Genomic DNA, 14,888 nt, shown 5'->3' with positions numbered 1-14,888 from the left:
GCCGTCGTGAGGCCGCCGTACCGGTCCTTCAGGGGCGGACCGGTGCCGGTTCCGGGGCGGGGTGGGGCGTCGCCGCGCGGCGTGGGAGCAGCAGGGGGGTCGCCAGCAGGAGCACGCCGGCCAGGCCGATGGCCGTGCGCGGGCCGAGCAGGCTGCCCAGGACGCCCCAGACGGCCGTCAGCAGCGCGGTCGACGCCTTGGTCGTCACCGTCCACGCCGTCAGCGTGCGGGCGACCCGGTCGGTCGCGGTGCGCTCCAGGCGGTAGGTGGCGGACACGGGGTTGAACACCGCGCAGCCGAAGATGAGGCCGAGTTCGACGCCCGTCACCAGCAGCAGTCCCCCGGTGCCCGGCCCGGTGAAGGCGAGGCCGACGGGCCACAGGGCGCGCAGCGTCCCGGACACGACCAGGACGCGGTGCTGCCCGAACCGGGCGGCGAGCGGGCGGGCCAGCCGTGCGCCGAGCAGCCCGCCGATCGACGGCACCGCGAAGGCGAGGCCGTACTGCCACGGCGCGAACCCGAGCCGGCCGAGCATCAGGACGGCCAGCAGCGAATCGGCGGCCATCACCAGGCCGTTGAAGAGGGCGGTGGTGAAGAACAGCGGGCGCAGCGTCGCGTCGGCGAGGATGTACCGCCAGCCGTCGAGCAGGTCCCGGGCCCGCGGGCGCGCGGCCGGCCGGCGCTCGGGCGGCGGCTCCTGCCCGCCCATCGCGCGCAGGCCCAGGGCCGACAGCAGGTAGCTGACCGCGTCGGCCACCACCGTCGCCACCGGACCGAGGAGCCCGGTCGCCGCGCCGCCCAGCGGCGGCCCGATGATCGTGGTGGTCCAGGCCGTGGACTCGAACCGCGCGTTGGCCACGAGCAGGTCCTCGGCCGGCAGCAGCGTCTTCAGGTACGCGCCGGAGGCGGCGCGGAAGGTGATGTCGGCCGCCGCGACGACCACCGAGACCAGCAGGAGCTGGAGGAAGGTGAGCGCGCCGAGCGCGAACGCGACGGGGATCGTCAGCAGTGCCGCGCACCGCACCAGGTCCATCGCGATCAGCACGGGCCGCTTGCGGCGGAACTCCACCCACGGCCCGAGCGGCACCGCCGCTGCCGCGCCCACCGCGGCGCCCACGGAGGAGAGCGCGGCGACCTCGGCCGGCCCGGCGTGCAGCACGCGGACGGCGATCAGCGGGAACGCGCCGAAGGCGAGCCAGGTGCCGAGCGCGCTGGTCCCGTACGCTCCCCAGAGCCAGCCGAACGGCCGCCCCAGCCGGTGTCCGCCCCTCATGCCCGACGCCCCCTCGCCCTCATCCGCACAACCGGTCCGCGACCGGAACCATCAAAGCGAGCCTGGTGAGCAGCGGGCAAACAACCCCGGAGCCATCGGCCACAACCGTCGGTTGTGACCCTAGGGTGGCGGCATGGACCTCGACACCGTCCGGACCTTCGTCGCCGCCGCCGACGCGGGGCAGTTCCAGGAGGCCGCCGCCGAGCTGGCGGTCACCCAGCAGGCCGTCTCCAAGCGCATCGCCGCGCTGGAGCGCACCCTCGGGGTACGGCTGTTCACCCGCACCCCGCGCGGAGCCGAGCTCACCATCGACGGGCAGGCGTTCCTGCCCCACGCGCGCGAACTGCTGCGCGCCGCCGAGCGCGCGGTGGCGTCCGTACGCACCGGCCGCCGCCCGCTGCGCGTCGACGTGATCGCCTCGCGCGGCGCGGCGACGGGCCTGATGCGCGGGTTCCACCGCGCGCACCCCGGGATCGACCTCGACGTGGTGATGCTCTTCGACATCGAGAAGGCGGTCGCCGCCCTCCGCTCCGGCACGATCGACGCGTCCTTCCGCGCCGTCGCCGCGCCCGGCCGGCCCCTCCCCGAGGACGTCGAGTCCGTCCGGGTGCTCGACGAACCGCTCCAGCTCCTCACCGGCCCCGGCCACGTGCTGGCGGGCGCCCGGTCGGTGCCCCTCGCCCGGCTCGCCGGGCACCGGATCTGGATGCCCGGCGTCGTCCCCGGTACCGAGTGGGCCGCCTACTACGACGACCTGGTCGCCGAGTTCGGCCTCACCATCGAGGCGACCGGCCCCAACTTCGGCTCCGACGCGCTCCTCGACACGGTCGCGGACACCCCGGCCCTGGCCACCTTCATGGGCGCGCACACCAGCCTCGTCTGGCCCGCCGGCCTCGGCCTGCGCCGCATCCCGGTGACCGACCCGACGCCCGTCTACCCGCACTCACTCCTGTGGCACCGCGACAACCCCCACCCGGCGCTGGCCACCCTCCGCGAGCACCTCGCCACCACGACGGCCGGCCCCGACGCCACCGGGACCTGGACGCCGGACTGGGTGCTCCCCCGCTGACCCGCCCGCTGCGGCGGGAGCCGACGCGGCCGGCGGCGGGGCCGTGCCCTCGGTCAGTGGGCCGCCGCGTCGAGGTTCATCGCCCGCACGGCGCCGAGCGACCTCATGAAGACGGCGGCCTCGTGGAGGGTGAACCCCTCGCTGCCGTTCGTCAGCCGCCCGTCCAGGGAACGGGAACGGCCCGGCACCGCGGGTGCGGTGCCGGGCCGTGGCCGTGCTGGGGGCGTTGCGGGGGGTCAGCCCTGGCGGGCCTTGAAGCGGGGGTCCTTCTTGTTGATCACGTAGGTGACGCCCCGCCGGCGCACCACCTGGGCGCCCGGCTTGGCCTTCAACGAACGCAGGGACTTGCGTACCTTCATCGCGGTCTCCTCCCGGGAGGTCGAACGGGTCGTGCCGTCAGTGGCGGTCGGTGGTGGTGCGGCCGTAGCGGCGCTGGAAGCGCTCCACCCGGCCGGCGGTGTCCACGACGCGCGTGGTGCCGGTGTAGAACGGGTGGCTCGCCGAGGAGATCTCGACGTCGACGACCGGGTAGGTGGTGCCGTCCTCCCACTCGACCGTGCGGTGGGTGTCGACGGTCGAGCGGGTGAGCAGCTGGAAGCCTGCCGCGCGGTCGCGGAAGACGACGGGGCGGGAGACGGGGTGGATGCCGTTCCTCATGGGGTGTTCCTCCTCGCAGGGCGAGTGTTCTTCGCAGGGAGTGTGTGCTTCGCGGGGGGCGGGGTGCGCGCGGGTCAGCGCTCCTCGCGGAAGAGGACGTGCGCGCCGGCCACCGGGTCGTACTTGCGCAGGACCAGCCGGTCGGGGTCGTTCAGACGGTTCTTGCGGGTCACGTAGGTGACGCCGGTGCCCGCCGTCGACTTCAGCTTGACGACGGGGCGTGTGGTGCTGCGTGCCATGAGGGACTCCTTCCGCCGACCGCCCGAGCCCGTTGACTCGAACATGTCAGACGGTTCTCTCAACACCGTCACCCCGTGATGCATTCCCGGCCCTCACCGCCTCGCGCCGGCCCCGATCGCCGCCCGCTCACGAGCCGCCCGCACCGCCGCCGACAGGCTCGCGATGTCGTACGCCCCGTGGTGCCGGCGCCCGTTCACGAAGAACGTCGGCGTGCCCGCCACCTGGCTGAGGTCCGCCGACTCCACGTCCTCGGCGATCCGCGCCGCGCCCCGGTGGGAGCGCAGGTCCCGGTCGAAGCGCTCGGCGTCCAGCCCGAGGGTGTCGGCGTACGTGCGCAGATGGCCCAGGCGCAGCTCGCCCTGGTGACCGAGCAGCAGATCGTGCATCTCCCAGTAGCGGCCCTGCGCCGCCGCGGCCTCCGCCGCCTCGGCCGCCAGCTGGGCGTGGACGTGCACGTCCGTCAGGGGCAGGTGCCGCCACACGTACCGCACGTCGCCGAAGTCGCCGAGCAGCTCACGGACGACCGGTTCGGCCTGTCCGCAGTACGGGCACTCGTAGTCGCCGTACTCCACGACGGTCACCGGCGCGTGCCGCGGCCCCCGCACGTGGTCGCGGTCGGGGTCGACCGGCACGGCCAGGTCGACGAGCGTCTCCGCGTCGCCGAGCAGCGCCCGCTGCCGCAGCCTGCCCGGCAGCACCGCGAGGACCGCGGTGAGGAGCCGGCTGATCAGGAAGGAGCCGGCCAGGGCGCTCAGGATGCCGATCTTCGCGTCCGCCAGCTGTGTCCCCCTGAAGGCGAGGGTCGCGATGAGCAGGGAGACGGTGAAGCCCGTCCCGGCCAGGGCACCGCCCGCCGCGACGGCTCCCCAGCCGACCGGCGGCCGGACCCGCCCCCGGCTGACCCCGTACGCCAGCGCGGACGCCCCGACGACGCCCAGCGGCTTGCCGACGAGGAACGCGAGCAGGATGCCGAGCGTGACCGGCGAGGTGAACGCCCGCTCCAGTTGGCCGGCGTCGAGCGGGATACCGGTGTTGGCCAAGGCGAACAGCGGGACGACGAGATAGCTGGTCCACGGGTGGTACAGGCCCTGAAGCCGGTCGTTGGGCGAGATCGCGGACGCGAGGCCGGCCTGCGCCGAGCGTGCCAGCTCGGGCGTCGGCTGCTCTCGGAACATCCGGAACAGGCCCGTGGCGTGTTCCAGGTCGGCGCGTGCCGCCGGGTACGCGTAGGTGATCAGGCCCATGGCGAGGCCGATGACCACGGGATCGACACCCGACTCCAGCAGCGCGACCCAGGTGACGAGCGCGAGCAGCGCGTAGACCAGGCCACGGCGCACCCCGAGCGCACGGGCGAGCAGGATGACGCCGAACACCGCGACCGCGATGAGCAGCGCCGGTACGTCGACGCGCTCGCTGTAGGCGACGGCGATGACGCCCAGGGCGACGAAGTCGTCGACGACCGTGATCGTCAGGATGAAGATCCGCAGCCCGCTCGGCAACCGGTGCCCGGCGACGGCGAGCATGCCGAGGGCGAAGGCGGTGTCGGTGGACATCGCCGCGCCCCAGCCGTGCGCGGACGGGTGCCCCGCGTTGACCGCGAGAAAGAGGGCGACCGGGACGGCCATGCCGCTGATCCCGGCGGCGAGCGGCAGGGCCAGACGCCGGCGGTCGCGCAGTTCGCCCATGTCGAACTCGCGGCGCGCCTCCAGTCCGACGACGAAGAAGAACAGCGCCATCAGACCGCTGTTGATCCACTCCCGCAGTGAGAGGGACAGACCGTGGGTGCCGATCCCGACGGACAGGTGCGTCTCCCAGAACGACGCGTAGCCCGCGGGCGCCGCGTTGGCCCACAGCAACGCGACGAGCGCCGCCGTCACGAGGACGGCGGCGCTACCGGTCTCGGTCCGCAGGAAGTGGCGCAGCGGCGAGCGGGAGCCGGCGCAGGCGGTCTGGCCCGAGAGGTCGTCGGGTGCGAACGCCGTGCTCATCCGTGCTCATCTCCACCTCGTGCCGAGTCTCGTGCCGGCCGGCACTGCCGTGGCAACAGCGGCGGGTGGGGCGTTCATTCCGGGGGTGGAGACGCGGGAGGGGGCGGACGGGCCCGTGCCGGTCGTCAGGACAGGTACCGCTCCACCTGCGACGCCGGGCGCACCTGGGCCTCTTCGGGGTCCTGGCCGGCGGCGGCGCGGGCCCGGCGCTGCCGCAGGAGGTCCCAGCACTGGTCGAGCTCGGTCTCCAGCCGCGCCAGCCGTTCCTGCTCGGTCGGCTGGTCGATGCCGTGGTCCGCCAGACGGTCCCGCAGGTCCTTCTCCTGGTTGATCATCTCCGTGATGCGTCCGAGGATCTGCTTCTCGGCCTCGGCGCCGGGTCCCGTCGTCATGTCTCTCTCCCCAAGCCGTGATCCGACCTCAATCAGTCGATTCATGTATTGAACAGCAGGTTCGAGCCGTTCGCCACGGCGGGACGAGCGATGATCGTTTCCGCCGGGGGATGCCTGGGGAGGCACGGGATGCCGGGGGGCACCTCAGGACGTGAGAACGACCCGGCCGCCGGTCCGGCCGCCGCTGTCGCCCGTGACGCACTCCTGGTAGGGGTTCGGGTCGCCCTGGCGCTCCTGGCACGTCCAGGTGGTCGCCCCGACACGGATCGCGGCGGGCGCGCCCGCCCTGCTGGACGCGGACTTGGTGTAGGTGCTCGCGACCTCCAGGGCGGTGGCGCAGGACCCGGCCGGGTCGGTCCAGACCGCCAGCCCGGTGGCCTTGTCCACACCGCAGAACGTGACCGGCGACCGGGCGGCGGCGCCCGTGCCGGCGAACGCGGGGGCCGGGGCCCCGAGGCACAGCGCGGCGGCGCCCAGCAGGCCCGCGGCCGTCCCCGTCATGATCGAACGCATCACAGGTGTCTCCCTTGCGGTGACGAACGAGCCGGGGCGGGTCAGGCGTCAGTGCGCTCCGCACCGGTGTCCGGCCCTCTCACCGTACGATCATCCACGGGGGCGGGGCGATCGGCACGCCGCCGTCCGCCGGACGGTGCGGCCGGGGCACGAGCGCGGGCGGCCGAGCGGGGCTGACGTGGTCCGACGGCTCATCTCACCGGGCGGTACCGCGCAGCCGGGCGAGTGCGGCGTCCAGGTCGGCCCGGCGGGGGCGGTTGTGGGGCAGCCTGGCGAGCGCGGTCGCCCTTGCGCAGGCGTCGGTGAGGGCGGAGAGGACCGGGCCGGCCGCGATGCCGGCGGACAGCGCGGGGAAGGCCGGGTGGACCGCCACGCCGGGCAGGAGGCCGAGCGGCACGGCCGTGCCGGCGGTGAACCGGGCCTGGCGATCCATGCTCCAGGTGGCCTTCGTGCTGGTTTCGGGCCGGTGGGTGTCGTAGCCCCCGGCGGTCCAGGCGGTGGTTCCTCCGGTGAGGGTGGCGGTGGCGGCGCCGTTCCCGGCGAGGGCGCGGCAGGCGTTCTCCGAGCGGGCTCCGGGGGCGCGGACGAGGGGGATGTCGCCGCGCCCGGCGGCGGTGCGGACGTCGGGCAGGGCCCGGTCGAGCTGGTCCAGCGGGATGGTGAGGGCACCGGGCACGTGTCCGCGCCACCGGCCCGCAGCAGTGCCTCGGCGACTCGGAGCTCGCCGATGACCCGCGGTCGCCGTCAACCGCCGGCCGCGGGTCGCCCCCGGCGCGGGTGCACGCTGACGGCTCCGGACGTGACCGTGGAGGACGTCACGGTCCGCACCGGCACCCCCTGCGCCCGAGCGGGCTCACGGCCGCCTGCCGCCGGAAGTGCCGGTCCGCCGGGACGCCGGGCGCGGCCGGGGATGGCCGGCGATCGGGTCGGTCAGGGGAGCCCGGGGCTCGTACGCGCGGGCGACGGTGTCCTGCGGCCCTCGTCCGGTGCCGGGCCGGCCGGCCCGGACCGCGCGGCGGGTCCCGTTTCCGGCACCCGGCGTCCCCGGGCCGACTCGGTGCTCTCGCCGAGGAAACCGCCCGACTGGTGCTGCCAGAGCCTGGCGTAGGCGCCGTCCGCGGCGATCAGTTCCTCGTGGGTGCCCTGCTCGACGACGTTTCCGCGGTCGAGGACGACGAGACGGTCCATGCCGGCGACGGTGCTCAGCCGGTGGGCCACCACGAGGGCGGTACGCCCGTCCATCAGCCGCCACAGGGCGTCCTGGACGAGGAGTTCGCTCTCCGAGTCCAGCGCGCTGGTCGCCTCGTCGAGCAGCAGCACCGGGGCGTCGCGCAGGATGGCCCTGGCCAGGGCGACCCGCTGGCGCTGGCCGCCCGAGAGTTTGACCCCCCGCTCCCCCACCAGCGTGGCGAAGCCGTCGGGGAGCTGGTCGGCGAACTCGGTGACGTGCGCGGCCGCGGCCGCCTCGCGGATCTCCTCGTCGGTGGCGCCGGGCCGGGCGAACGCGATGTTGTCCCGCAGGCTGCGGTGGAACATGGCGGGTTCCTGCGGGACGTAGGCGATCAGTGAGCGCAGGTCGCTCTGGCGCAGCCGGCTGATGTCCTGACCGCCGATCAGGATGCGTCCGCCGTCGACGTCCGACATCCGCAGCAGCAGTCGGGTGAGGGTGGTCTTGCCGCCGCCGGACCTGCCGACCAGACCGATCCGTGCGCCGGCGGGCACGTTCAGGTCGAGTCCCTGGAAAATGGGCTTCGCACCCGCGTGGGCGAACGTCACCGCCTCGAAGCGGATGCCCGTGTCCCGCGGTGCGAGCGGTTCGGGCTCCGCCGGGTCGAGCACGGTGGGCGGCTCCAGCAGCAGTTCGGTGAACTGCGCGGCCTCGGTCATCGAGCTTTCCAGACGCCGGTAGATCTGGTTGAACTCGAACATGATCTGGGTGGCGTTGGAGTAGTAGGTGAAGCTGACGACGATCTCCTCGACGCCCTGGCCCGAGCCGCCGAAGGCGACGGCCACCAGCAGACCGAGCACGTTGGTCAGCACGGACATGGGGGCGACCAGGGTGTCGACGCGCAGGTTGCCGTAGTCCCACGACCTCAGCGTCAGGCGGCGGGAGTCCGCGACTCGGCTGCGGTGTTCGTCGGCCTCCCGCCGCTCCGCCGCGAACGCCCGGATGGTCTCCATGTTCATCAGGCTGTCGGCGACATGGCCGGAGACCCGGGCGATCGCCGCCTCACGTTCGTTGACGAGCCTCTGCCTGCGGCGGATCAGAGGCGTCGCGGCGACCACGGTCAGCGCGATCATCACGAGCAGGCCGACGACGAGCATCGGCTGGTAGCTCCACAGCACCACGGAACCGAACACGAGGGGGACGAGACTGCCCACGATCCGGTACGTCACCGTGTCGACGAAGTCCTCGAAGCGCTTGCCGTAGCTGAGCACCCGTTTGGTCAGGGAGCCGGCGAAATTGTCGTGGAAGAACGCCGCGTCCTTGGCCAGGAGTTCGTCCATGCCGCTCACGTACAGGTGTTCCATGCCGAGGGCGTCCAGGCGGTTCAGGCAGTGCTGCCCGACCCGCCACACGGCCTCGGCGAGCAGCAGCGTCACACCGAAGCCCAGCACGTACGGCAGTGCCGGGCCGAGGGTGAGTCCGCCCTCGCCGGCGGCCTGTCCGGCCAGTTTGGCGATCAGCAGGGGGGCGACGTAGCGGATGCCGATGTTGCCCACGGCCGGCAACAGCAGCGCGGGCAGGGTCAGCGGTCGTAGTCGCAGCAGTTCCCGGCCGTAGCGGCGCAGCGCCAGAACGACCGCGCTCCTGCCCGGCGCCGGCCCGCGTGCGTCTGTTGTCCCCATCACACTCCCGGAGGTTCGGAGACGTCGAAGTCTCCCGTCCGCGGAGTTTCTCAGTCCAGGCATTTAGCGCGGAACGGCGAGAACCGGACAGGCGCGCCGCGTTCAGGACACCCGGCGGGCGAGTCCGGTGGCGGTGGCCGGCATGCCGCCGCGGCCGGTTCCGTCATAGTGCGGACGCTGCGCACTAAGTGACGCTATGTTGGCGCTCGCAGGCGTCATCAGCGACGAAAGGCCCACCGCCATGTCCCGCCTCAACATCGCCCTCCTGACCCTCACGGCCGTCCAGAACGTCCAGGTCGCCGACCAGGTCCGCCGTGACCCGGCCGTCGTCAAGGCGGCCAGGCGGTTCGCCGAGGACAGCGCCCAGGCCTTCCGCTCCGGTGGTGCGCTGGTCCGCGAGGCGCAGGCCTCCTGGCGTCGTCACAGCCCGCTGGCCAAGGAGGCCGGAACCGGTGACTGATGTCAGCCCGGAGGCGATGGGCCTCGTCATCCGCGAGCACCGCCTGGCCCTGACACCGCCGATGACCCAGGAAGAGCTGGCCGCGCGGGCCGATTACGGGAAGGGCGGCGCGGTGTCGATCTCCCGGATCGAACGCGGGCTCATCAGCCCCGGCGAGCGCCGTCTGGCCGCCATCGCCCTCGCCCTGCGACTGACTCCGGCGCAGCTCACGCAGGAGGCGGAGGAGCGCACCAGGTCCCTCGCCCGTGAGCGCGGCCAGCGGCCGGTGAAGCTGCGCGACCAGGTCGCGGAGACGAAGAGGCGCCACGCCGCGATCAACGAGAAGGTCGCCCAGCGGTCCCAGATCACCCAGGAACTCGGAGAAGCCTTCAACCATGTCCACGACTCCGCCCGCGACGAGTTCTTCCTGAGGTTCGTGGAGCTGGCCGAGAGCATCAGCGGGGCGCCCGAGCCCGAGCGGCCCGGTGAGGAGGAGATCGAGAGCACGGGCGAGACCCCCACCGCGATCCGTGTCGAGGCCATGTCCGCCGGGATCGCCAACGCGATCCGGGGTGCCGCCGCCGGAGGCGCGACGGGGGCGGCAGTCGGCGGCGCCGCCGCCTACGGTGCGTTCACGGCCGCCGCGTTGCTCGGGACCGCCTCCACCGGAGCGGCCATCTCGACGCTGTCCGGCGTCGCCGCGACCAACGCGACCCTGGCCCTCCTCGGAGGGGGGACGCTGGCCGCCGGCGGTGCGGGCATGGCGGGTGGAGTGCTCCTGCTCACCGGGATGGTCGCCGCCCCGGCCGCAGCGCTGGCGGCCGCCGGCTTCTACGTCCTGAGGCAGCGCCGGACCAAGAGGGAGGAGGAGCGGCTCCGCACCGAGGTGGAGGTCGCGGAGGCGGCTCTGAACCAGTCGCAGCACGGCTTCGACACGATGATCGACGTACTGCACCGCGCCACGGCCATCATGGAGTACGTCAGCGTCCACGGCACCCACGCCCTGGAGAAGTGGAGGGCCGGTCTGCCGCCGGAGCCCCGGGACTGGGAGTCGCTCGGGCACGAAGGGCAGGCCCGGTACCGGGAGTTCCTGACCGTGGCGGGCTGCCTCGTCGCCGTGAGCAGCATCAACGTCAGCGCTCTGCTCACGGCGGAGCCCGGCGCGCTGCGCGAGATGGACGAGGCCGTCGACGCGACGCTGCGCTACGCGGACAGGACCATCAAGTCGATCGTCTGAGTCCCGAGGTGGTCGCCGTCGCGCGGACGTGGTGCCGCGGCGTTGTCAGTGGCGTGCCGCATGATGCGACAGATCCACGCCGAGAGCGATCCGGACCGCATGGACCCGGGTGTGCTCTGGCTGATCACGGGACTGGGCTCTGGCCAAGATCTTGTGATCCACGCGGCGATCCTCCTGTTGCGCCGGTAGGTTGGGGGGGCTATGGCGCTGGCGCACATCTCCCTGCTGGTGGCTTCGGGGCCGGTCGAAATGCCGCCTGCCGTGACGTGCGTCAGGTCGTTCGCCTCTCAGCCGATCGATCGGTTCTCCTGAAGATCCTGCGCTCCGGGGCCGGTCACGTCAGGTCAGGTCAGGTCAGGTCATGAGGAGCATCCGTTTGCGGAGCAGGTCGAGGTCGGCTCGGCCGTCGCCCTTCCGCTTGATCAGCTTGATGCGGGTGACCCGGCCCTCGACCTGGCCCGAGCTCCAGGAGCTGGACAGGCCGGCGACGACTGCGTCCTGGTCCCGGCGAAGTCGCGGACGTGTCTGGCCGCGGCGTCCTCCCCTCCCCGGTAAACCGGTGTACGGAGCGACCCGGTACGGGGATCATGGAACGGCCCGTGTCACGTCGACCGCTGGGAAGCCCTTCGCCATGCCCGTACCCGCCGACCCGACGGTCCTGCACCCGATGCCCGAGCAGCCGCGGGTGGTGCTGCTCAAGCCGCTGGTGAAGTCCCCGCTGATCGAGGCCGGGGAGTTCTCCTACTACGACGATCCGGACCACGCGACCGCGTTCGAGACGCGCAACGTGCTCTACCACTACGGGCCGGAGAAGCTGGTCATCGGCAAGTTCTGCGCGCTGGGCACGGGCGTGCGGTTCATCATGAACGGCGCCAACCACCGCATGGACGGCCCCTCGACGTTCCCCTTCCCCACCATGGGCGGCTCCTGGGCCGACCACTTCGACCTGCTCACCGGCCTGCCGAACCGCGGGGACACCGTCGTCGGCAACGACGTGTGGTTCGGCCACGGCGCGACGGTCATGCCCGGGGTGCGCATCGGGCACGGCGCGATCATCGGCACCGGGGCCGTGGTCACCGGCGACGTGCCCGACTACGGCGTCGTCGGCGGCAATCCGGCCCGCCTCATCCGCACCCGCCACACCCCCCGGGACGTCGCCCGGCTGCTGGCGGTGGCCTGGTGGGACTGGCCCCTGGAGCACATCACCGAGCATGTGCGGACCATCATGTCGGGCAGCGTCGCCGACCTGGAGGCCGCAGCCCCGGGCGGTCGCTGACGTCAGCGGCCGGGGCCGCTCCTCCAGCGGTAGGTGGCGAAGGAGTCCGCCGGGACCGTCACCACGAACGACCGGCCGGCGACGGTGATCCGGACCTTGCCGTCGGTGTGGGTGCTGTTGCCGAGGACCGCGACGAAGGAGCCGTCCTTCTTGCGGTAGACGACGTTGCCGATGCCGTGCTCGGCGGCGCTGGATTCGAGGCGTACGTCGCCGGGCGCGAGGTACTTGGCGAACTGCCCGATCGGGTACAGCTCGTCGCGGACGGTGAAATGGCGCGTGGCCGTGTTCACCGTCACCAGCCGGTCCCGCCACTTGGTGGTGGCCGCGACCTGGTTCCAGTCGACGTCGTTGTCCCGGGCCGGTGTCCAGTGCAGCGTGCCGCCGTCCTGGTCGGTGGTCTGGGCCCACAGGATGTAGGAACCGGCGTCGAGGCGGAAGTCGTCGAGGATGGTCGAGGGCGACAGGTCGCTCGTCTCGGTGAGCTGGACCGGCTTGCCCGTCTGCTCGTAGGCGTCGCGCATGACGGTCGGGTCGCCCCAGTAGGGGTGGAAGGCGATGGCGTCGGCCGCCTCGCGGACCTGCGCGCCGGTCACCGAGCCGTCGGGGGCGTCGTCGAAGATGCGGTGGTAGTTCTTGGTCGCCTCGCTGTGGGGGTCGCGCCAGTCCCAGAAGTTGAAGTCATGCACGTACAGCCCGGTGTTCAGCCGCGCGGCCCGGAACTCCCGCTTGATCGCCAGGGCCAGCTTCTGCTGCTGGGCGACGCTGATGTCCATGGCCGGGTAGACGACGTCCATGCCCGGCTCGTTCAGCAGGGTCAGGGCGTCGACCCGGATGCCGTGCCGGGCGTACGCCTGGACGAACTTGACGTAGTAGCGGGCGAAGACGTCGATGCAGTCGTCCCGCAACTTGCCGGCCTGGTAGTACTCCGTGCTGCTCCCGGGCTTGAGCGCGACCTGCCCGGTGAACCGGTTGTTCGTCTTCATCCACGCCGGTGCGCTCCACGCGGACGCGAAGAAGGTGGCGTGGGGGTTGTAGCGCTGGATGAGCTTGACCGTGTCGATGATGTGCAGGTCGACGTCCCGCCGGATGGAGAAGTGCTTCAGCCCGAAGTCGTCGGTGACGCCGGCGGGCAGGTCGTCCTCCGACCAGAACGGCAGGTGCTCGATGAGGTCGGGGCTGCCGATCGTCAGCCTGAACCGGTCCAGGCCCGCGCCGTGCACGGGGTCGACGAGGAGCCGGACGGCCTTCTCCCGTTCGGCGGGGGTGAGCTTCCACAGGTTGGACACGCTTGTCTCGTCCAGGGAGAAGCCCACGCCCGCGTACTGCTGCCGGACGGCCTTCGGGTCCGCGACGACGGTGGCGTCGACCGGGCCGCCGGGGTCGGTGCCGGTCCTGACCTCCGGCAGCGGCACCCAGGCCCGCGCGGCGCCGGTGGAGTAGGTGCCGGTCACGATCCGGCCGTGGCCGGGCGGCCCGCCCGCGGCTCGGTCGGCGTGCGCGGCCGGGCCCGCGCCGACCAGCGCGGACACGGCCATGGTCGCGACGGCCGCTAGTGCGGTGAGATGACGTCCCACGCCTGCTCCCTGGGCTCCGGGGGTGTCGGGGGTCGGCGCCGAACGGTGCCGGTGGCGCGCGACCGCTCCGGATCCAAGCAATTCCGCGGAGTTAAGTCAAGGTTTGAAGTAAGCCTGGCGTGCGCCTTGTTCAGGGCCGGCCCACGGCCGTCCGCGTGTCGCCGCCGGCCTTCTCCAGGCGCCGGGCGGCCTCCTCGGCGGTGCAGTGCGCGAGGAGCATGACGATGGCGGTCTTGGCGTGTCCGCCCGCCGCCCGCAGGGCCCCGGCGGCGGCGTCGGGGTCCGCGCCGGTCGCCTGGACGACCATGCGGCGGGCGCGGTCGAGCAGCTTCTCGTTGCTGGCCCGGACGTCGACCATCAGGTTCCCGTAGACCTTGCCCAGGCGGACCATGGAGGCGGTGGAGAGCATGTTGCAGACCATCTTCTCGGCGGTACCGCCCTTCAGCCGGGTCGACCCGGTGAGGATCTCGGGCCCGGTGGGGACCTCGATGGGGATGTCGGCGTAGCGGCTGATCACGGCGTCGCGGTTGCAGGCGACCGACACCGTTGTCGCGCCCTTGGCGGCGGCGTGCTTCAGTCCGCCGACGACGTAGGGGGTACGGCCGCTGGCGGCGAGCCCGACGACCGTGTCGCGGTCGTCCACGCCGATCCCTTCGAGGTCGGCGGCGGCCCGCTCGGGTTCGTCCTCGGCACCCTCCACCGCGACGACGAAGGCGCCGGGACCGCCGGAGAGCAGGCCCACCACCTGTTCCGGGGCGGTGCCGAAGGTCGGGGGGCACTCGACGGCGTCGAGCAGTCCGATACGGCCGCTGGTGCCGGCGCCGAGGTAGATGAGCCGTCCGCCGCGGCGCAGGGACGCGGTGATCGCCTCGACGGCGGTGCCGATCTCCGCGAGGGCGCCGCGTACCGCGCGGGCGACGGTCTGGTCCTCGTCGTTCATGACCGACAGCAGTTCGCCGACCGGCATGCGGTCGAGATCGACGGTCCGCTCGTTGCGGGTCTCGGTGCCGAGAGTGCTGAGGTCCACGGCGGCTTTCCTTTCCTGGACGGTACGGGGGGTGAGCCGGGGGCTCGGGGTGAGCGGAGGCTAGGGGGGCGGCGGAGGCCCGGGGGGGCGGGGCTGGTGGTCGGACCGGGGGCTCCGCATCGAAACGGGAGGGGTCGGGGGGTGAGCCTGGGGGCTCGGGGGGCTGCTGGTCGGAGCCGGGGCTCCTGGAGTGAGGCGGAGGCGGGAAGTCTGGGTGGTGGAGCGGGGGCTGCGGGCGTGAGCCGGGGGCTCGGAGGCGGGGGTCCGGGTCGAAGCCCGGGGATTCGTGGGCGGGGGCTCCTGGCCGGGGACGGAAGCTCGGTGGCTGCTGGTCGAAGTCGGAGGCTCGGGCC

General features: G+C 72.9%; 15 protein-coding genes and 1 pseudogene. 4 read left to right on the top strand and 12 right to left on the bottom strand.

What is annotated here, in order from left to right; genetic code table 11:
* Window positions 1–28: 28 nt before the first annotated feature.
* Window positions 29–1,273: an MFS transporter gene (locus AB0947_RS30685; RefSeq protein ID WP_366753606.1), complete on the bottom strand. Its 1,245-nt coding sequence runs from the start codon at window positions 1,271–1,273 to the stop codon at window positions 29–31.
* A 133-nt stretch (window positions 1,274–1,406) separates the two neighbouring features.
* On the opposite strand from AB0947_RS30685, the gene AB0947_RS30680 reads away from it, so the two are divergent.
* Window positions 1,407–2,342 carry a LysR family transcriptional regulator gene (locus tag AB0947_RS30680; protein WP_366753605.1) on the top strand — a complete coding sequence of 312 codons (936 nt, stop codon included), beginning with the start codon at window positions 1,407–1,409 and terminating at the stop codon, window positions 2,340–2,342.
* Window positions 2,343–2,395: 53 nt separating this feature from the next.
* Here AB0947_RS30680 and AB0947_RS30675 read toward each other — a convergent pair whose 3' ends face one another.
* The 9 genes and pseudogenes from AB0947_RS30675 to AB0947_RS30635 form a co-directional block, all read right to left on the bottom strand.
* Window positions 2,396–2,530, bottom strand: a complete 135-nt coding sequence (locus AB0947_RS30675) for a phosphodiester glycosidase family protein (protein WP_366753604.1) — start codon at window positions 2,528–2,530, stop codon at window positions 2,396–2,398.
* 48 nt (window positions 2,531–2,578) lie between these two features.
* Window positions 2,579–2,701 carry a type B 50S ribosomal protein L36 gene (gene ykgO / locus AB0947_RS30670; RefSeq protein WP_366753603.1) on the bottom strand — a complete coding sequence of 41 codons (123 nt, stop codon included), beginning with the start codon at window positions 2,699–2,701 and terminating at the stop codon, window positions 2,579–2,581.
* Window positions 2,702–2,738: 37 nt separating this feature from the next.
* On the bottom strand, window positions 2,739–2,999 hold the full coding sequence (locus tag AB0947_RS30665; RefSeq protein WP_366753602.1) for a type B 50S ribosomal protein L31: 261 nt from the start codon (window positions 2,997–2,999) through the stop codon (window positions 2,739–2,741).
* Window positions 3,000–3,073: 74 nt separating this feature from the next.
* Window positions 3,074–3,238, bottom strand: a complete 165-nt coding sequence (gene rpmG / locus AB0947_RS30660) for a 50S ribosomal protein L33 (RefSeq protein ID WP_014669330.1) — start codon at window positions 3,236–3,238, stop codon at window positions 3,074–3,076.
* Window positions 3,239–3,331: 93 nt separating this feature from the next.
* Complete coding sequence (locus AB0947_RS30655; RefSeq protein ID WP_366753601.1) at window positions 3,332–5,227, bottom strand: Na+/H+ antiporter NhaA; 1,896 nt, start codon at window positions 5,225–5,227, stop codon at window positions 3,332–3,334.
* A gap of 125 nt (window positions 5,228–5,352) precedes the next feature.
* Window positions 5,353–5,619 carry a DUF2630 family protein gene (locus AB0947_RS30650; RefSeq protein WP_366753600.1) on the bottom strand — a complete coding sequence of 89 codons (267 nt, stop codon included), beginning with the start codon at window positions 5,617–5,619 and terminating at the stop codon, window positions 5,353–5,355.
* A 144-nt stretch (window positions 5,620–5,763) separates the two neighbouring features.
* Window positions 5,764–6,132: a hypothetical protein gene (locus AB0947_RS30645; RefSeq protein WP_366753599.1), complete on the bottom strand. Its 369-nt coding sequence runs from the start codon at window positions 6,130–6,132 to the stop codon at window positions 5,764–5,766.
* A 196-nt stretch (window positions 6,133–6,328) separates the two neighbouring features.
* Window positions 6,329–6,814: pseudogene (locus AB0947_RS30640) on the bottom strand (transporter); the annotation flags it as partial.
* Between the two features lie 248 nt (window positions 6,815–7,062).
* Complete coding sequence (locus AB0947_RS30635) at window positions 7,063–8,982, bottom strand: ABC transporter ATP-binding protein (RefSeq protein WP_366753598.1); 1,920 nt, start codon at window positions 8,980–8,982, stop codon at window positions 7,063–7,065.
* Window positions 8,983–9,178: 196 nt separating this feature from the next.
* Between AB0947_RS30635 and AB0947_RS30630 the strand changes: the two genes are divergently transcribed.
* The 3 genes from AB0947_RS30630 to AB0947_RS30620 all read left to right on the top strand — a co-directional run bounded on the left by AB0947_RS30630 (window position 9,179) and on the right by AB0947_RS30620 (window position 11,934).
* A complete protein-coding gene (locus AB0947_RS30630) occupies window positions 9,179–9,442 on the top strand; it encodes a hypothetical protein (RefSeq protein WP_366753597.1) in 264 nt (87 codons plus the stop codon).
* On the top strand, window positions 9,435–10,658 hold the full coding sequence (locus AB0947_RS30625; protein WP_366753596.1) for a hypothetical protein: 1,224 nt from the start codon (window positions 9,435–9,437) through the stop codon (window positions 10,656–10,658). Before AB0947_RS30630 ends, AB0947_RS30625 begins: the two co-directional genes overlap by 8 nt.
* 631 nt (window positions 10,659–11,289) lie before the next feature.
* Window positions 11,290–11,934 (top strand): CatB-related O-acetyltransferase, encoded by a 645-nt coding sequence (locus AB0947_RS30620; RefSeq protein WP_366753595.1) that lies wholly within the window; start codon window positions 11,290–11,292, stop codon window positions 11,932–11,934.
* A gap of 2 nt (window positions 11,935–11,936) precedes the next feature.
* Here AB0947_RS30620 and AB0947_RS30615 read toward each other — a convergent pair whose 3' ends face one another.
* Both AB0947_RS30615 and murQ read right to left on the bottom strand, forming a co-directional pair.
* Window positions 11,937–13,508 carry a glycoside hydrolase family 30 beta sandwich domain-containing protein gene (locus AB0947_RS30615; RefSeq protein WP_366753594.1) on the bottom strand — a complete coding sequence of 524 codons (1,572 nt, stop codon included), beginning with the start codon at window positions 13,506–13,508 and terminating at the stop codon, window positions 11,937–11,939.
* A gap of 130 nt (window positions 13,509–13,638) precedes the next feature.
* Window positions 13,639–14,535, bottom strand: coding sequence for an N-acetylmuramic acid 6-phosphate etherase (gene murQ / locus AB0947_RS30610; protein WP_366753593.1), 897 nt, complete (start codon window positions 14,533–14,535; stop codon window positions 13,639–13,641).
* Between the last annotated feature and the right edge of the window lie 353 nt (window positions 14,536–14,888).

This window comes from Streptomyces sp. NPDC047841, assembly GCF_040704085.1.
Lineage (GTDB): Bacteria > Actinomycetota > Actinomycetes > Streptomycetales > Streptomycetaceae > Streptomyces > Streptomyces argyrophylli.
This window is presented reverse-complemented; position numbering and strand designations above follow the sequence as displayed.

Excerpts from the sequence above, each read along its gene's own strand:
- AB0947_RS30655 (WP_366753601.1), bottom strand. The coding sequence starts at position 5,227 with ATGAGCACGGCGTTCGCACCCGACGACCTCTCGGGCCAGACCGCCTGC.
- rpmG (WP_014669330.1), bottom strand. The coding sequence starts at position 3,238 with ATGGCACGCAGCACCACACGCCCCGTCGTCAAGCTGAAGTCGACGGCG.
- AB0947_RS30680 (WP_366753605.1), top strand. The coding sequence starts at position 1,407 with ATGGACCTCGACACCGTCCGGACCTTCGTCGCCGCCGCCGACGCGGGG.
- AB0947_RS30645 (WP_366753599.1), bottom strand. The coding sequence starts at position 6,132 with ATGCGTTCGATCATGACGGGGACGGCCGCGGGCCTGCTGGGCGCCGCC.
- AB0947_RS30665 (WP_366753602.1), bottom strand. The coding sequence starts at position 2,999 with ATGAGGAACGGCATCCACCCCGTCTCCCGCCCCGTCGTCTTCCGCGAC.
- AB0947_RS30635 (WP_366753598.1), bottom strand. The coding sequence starts at position 8,982 with ATGGGGACAACAGACGCACGCGGGCCGGCGCCGGGCAGGAGCGCGGTC.
- AB0947_RS30630 (WP_366753597.1), top strand. The coding sequence starts at position 9,179 with ATGTTGGCGCTCGCAGGCGTCATCAGCGACGAAAGGCCCACCGCCATG.
- AB0947_RS30620 (WP_366753595.1), top strand. The coding sequence starts at position 11,290 with ATGCCCGTACCCGCCGACCCGACGGTCCTGCACCCGATGCCCGAGCAG.
- AB0947_RS30685 (WP_366753606.1), bottom strand. The coding sequence starts at position 1,273 with ATGAGGGGCGGACACCGGCTGGGGCGGCCGTTCGGCTGGCTCTGGGGA.
- ykgO (WP_366753603.1), bottom strand. The coding sequence starts at position 2,701 with ATGAAGGTACGCAAGTCCCTGCGTTCGTTGAAGGCCAAGCCGGGCGCC.
- AB0947_RS30650 (WP_366753600.1), bottom strand. The coding sequence starts at position 5,619 with ATGACGACGGGACCCGGCGCCGAGGCCGAGAAGCAGATCCTCGGACGC.